This is a genomic window from Burkholderia lata (assembly GCF_902499025.1).
In the GTDB taxonomy this organism is placed as follows: domain Bacteria; phylum Pseudomonadota; class Gammaproteobacteria; order Burkholderiales; family Burkholderiaceae; genus Burkholderia; species Burkholderia lata_C.
In genome coordinates this window covers 1-3,092 of sequence record NZ_CABVPW010000097.1, presented here as the reverse complement: position 1 = coordinate 3,092, position 3,092 = coordinate 1, and the positions used below count along the sequence as shown (strand labels likewise).

Here is a 3,092-nt window from a genome sequence, read left to right as displayed (position 1 = left end):
ACGTAGTCGCGTTTCATCGTCTTCACGAAGCTCTCGGCCATCCCGTTACTTTGCGGGCTGCACACCGGCGTGGTCAACGGCTTCAGGCCGATGGCCACTGCGAACCGGCGCGTGTCGTCGGCCGTGTAGCCCGAGCCGTTGTCGCTCAGCCACTCGATTTCGGACGGGGTATGCAGTTCGTTGCCAAACCGATTTTCCACTGCAGCCAGCATCACGTCGCGCACGATGTCACCGCTGTGGCCTGCCGTCGTGGCCGCCCAGCTCATCGCCTCACGGTCGCAGCAGTCCAGCGCAAACGTCACGCGCAGCGGCTCGCCGTTGTCACAGCGAAACTCGAATCCATCGGAGCACCATCGCTGATTGCTGCGCGCTACGGCCACCTTGCCGTCGTGTCGACGTTGGGGGCGAGGCGGAATCGGCCGACGCTGCATCAGCAACCCGTGCGTGCGCATGACGCGATAGATGCGCTTGGCATTGAACGGCGCTAGCCCAACCGCGACGCGCTCGTTGCGCAATATGCCCCAAACCCGGCGATAGCCATAGCTGGGCAAGTCGCCGATGACCCGGCGGATTTCCTCGACCGCGACCGCGTCGTCAGTCTGCCTCGATTGACGGCCATCGCGCCACGTCGCCGGACGCGACAGTCGTGCCGATACGTTCGAGCGCGACACGCCGAGAACTTCACAAACCAGTTTCACTGGTCGTCCTCCGGCAGCGAGGGCGAGTGCGCTATCCATTTTTTTGCCCGACCGTACTCGACTGCTTCGCGGAGAATCTCGTTTTCCATGGTCTTCTTGCCGAGCATCCGTTGCAGCTCACGAATCTGCTTGAGAGCGTCGGCCAGTTCCGAGGCCGGAACCACCTCCTCGCCAGCTTTGACCGCTGACAGGCTCCCATCCTGGTACAGCTTGCGCCAGTGGAACAGTTGGTTCGGATTCACGCCGTGCTGGCGCGCGACCATCGAAACCGATTTCCCCGGCTCGAAACTCTCGCGAACCATTGCCAGCTTCTGCTCCGCCGTCCAGCGCCGCCGGCGCTCCGGGCCCGTCAACACTTCCATCACTTCCTGCCTGGTGTTAGTCAAAAACACAGTCTTATGCCTACCCGTTATTGTAAGTGGGTGACTGTGTCCGACGTTTCAGCGGGCTGCTCCACCCAACATGACCGGTTGTAGTACCGCAGTCCTTCACCTTCTCACACGACGTCGGCAAGGCAGCAAGTAGCAACAAAAACCACGTCGGGCGCTTGCGTTCAACGGGGAAGCCCTTGTAGTCGTCCAAACAAGCGGTGTAGCGTCTCGTCCAGATCGGCGAGCTTCTCGAACTCGCCTTTCGTGAGGACTCGCTGATTCGCTCGTTCCGCCTTGATGCCTAGTGCATTGCCACGCGCATGACGCGCTGTCGCGTGATTGGTGATGTCGGGTACTTCGTCCCTATGATCCATTTATGCAACAGTGCAGACGATAGTTACATTCAGACACCATTTGAAAACGTACCGGCGACCGAGTTGATGTACTTTGTGTGCGGTAACTCAATCGGAGTGGCCTATGAAAAGGATTGGCATACACGGCGCTATGGAACTAACGCATAGCCATGAGCAGGACGCTAGCGGCCTCCCAACGCTGCCAAGCAGAATTGCGTCATCCACCACGCCCCCCCCCCCGTCGCTGCCCCTGCAGGTCCTGGCGAATCTCCAAGCGTCGCCTCGACGCGCAACCATCCGGTCGAGCGCGACCAGTTCAGAGGTCGCCGCCCACGTCGCTGCCTTGTTCGTGAAATCGGAGAGGAAAGCCCGCCGGCAGGGTTTTATCGGCCCCCGAACCTCAACAAGCAGTGCACAAGACGCGCCACGCCCAGTCAGGAATAGCGAGGAGCAAGTCACCACCGGATCACTGGACTTGGTCACCCGCGCCATGCTCACTGGTGCACTGAAGGGAACCGGCAAGTTCCGGGAGATGCCTGAGACCGAACGTGAGCACATCTTCAAGATGCTGGAAGCCAACGATCTGCCCGGCCTCGATGCGGTGGCGGACGCCGGCAATCCGCTACGCTCTTTTTCCACCGGCCTGAAAGTGGGTAAACAGTTGCTCGATAGGCGTAGGGCCGAAAGTCTGCCCCCTGCTCTGCGCGAACCACTTATGCGGTTACGCGAGTTTTACGAACACAATCCGCAGCTTGTCGTGCTTGGTGACGTCCGGGCGTTCAGCCCAGAACTCAGGCGTAGCACCGATGATGTGAAGCAACTTCGAGACGCGTTTGTGCAGGCAAGCGCCCTACTCGGCGAAGTTGAGCGCGCCTTGCGGTGATGATGGCCCAGCGAGAAGGCGAACCGTTCCGGGTTTTGTGGAGGCTCTAACTCTTGAGAGAATGGAGTCGTGAACAATAAGCCAAGCAAGCTTTCCCCGGAAGTTCAAAAGCGCGTAGGGCGTCTGGTACGCGAGGAGCGTAGCGAGCACCCGTCGATGTGGGCGGCGGTCGAATCGATTGCACCGATAATCGGTTATACGCCGCAGACACTGCTGCATTAGGTCAAACGCGACGAGGTCGACTGCGGGGAACGTGATGGCGTGAGCACAGCCGAGCGTGAACGCATCAAGGCCCTGGGGCGTGAGGTCAAGGAACTGTGTCGTGCCAACGAGATCCTCAAGGTAGCGAGCGCGGTTTTCGCCCAGGCGGAGCTCGACCGCCGTTTCAAGTCCTGAAGGCCTTCGTCGATCAGCATCGTGACACCTTCGGGGTCGAGCCGATCTGCAAGGTCTTGCGGATTGCCCCGTCGGGCTACCGACGCCATGCGGCACAACTTCGCGATCCGTCGAAACGCTGCGTTCGCACGAAATGTGATGAACTTTTGCAACCGGAGATCAGGCGCGTCTGGCAAGCCAACATGCGGGTCTACGGCGTGCCGAAGGTCTGGAAACAGATGAACCGGGAAGGCATTGCAGTGGCACGCTGCACGGTCGGACGGTTGATGACGCTGCAGGGTTTGCGTGGCGCAGTTCGCGGTAAGCGAGTTCGTACAACGATTCCCGATGTGATCGCGCCGCGCCCGCTGGACCGAGTGAACCGGCAGTTCAAGGCCGATCGACCGAATCA

1 protein-coding gene, 2 pseudogenes and 1 other annotated feature are annotated in these 3,092 nt (G+C 60.3%); of the genes and pseudogenes, 2 read left to right on the top strand and 1 reads right to left on the bottom strand.

Going from position 1 to position 3,092, the window contains the following annotated elements:
• Nucleotides 1–1,060, bottom strand: a pseudogene (locus tag BDI24065_RS40715) (IS3-like element ISBcen6 family transposase); the annotation flags it as partial.
• A gap of 837 nt (nucleotides 1,061–1,897) precedes the next feature.
• Here BDI24065_RS40715 and BDI24065_RS40710 point away from each other — a divergent pair.
• On the top strand, nucleotides 1,898–2,305 hold the full coding sequence (locus BDI24065_RS40710; RefSeq protein ID WP_175035926.1) for a hypothetical protein: 408 nt from the start codon (nucleotides 1,898–1,900) through the stop codon (nucleotides 2,303–2,305).
• Between the two features lie 69 nt (nucleotides 2,306–2,374).
• A pseudogene (locus BDI24065_RS40705) lies at nucleotides 2,375–3,092 on the top strand (IS3 family transposase); the annotation flags it as partial.
• Nucleotides 2,656–2,772: a sequence feature (AL1L pseudoknot), on the top strand. Its footprint overlaps the pseudogene before it by 117 nt.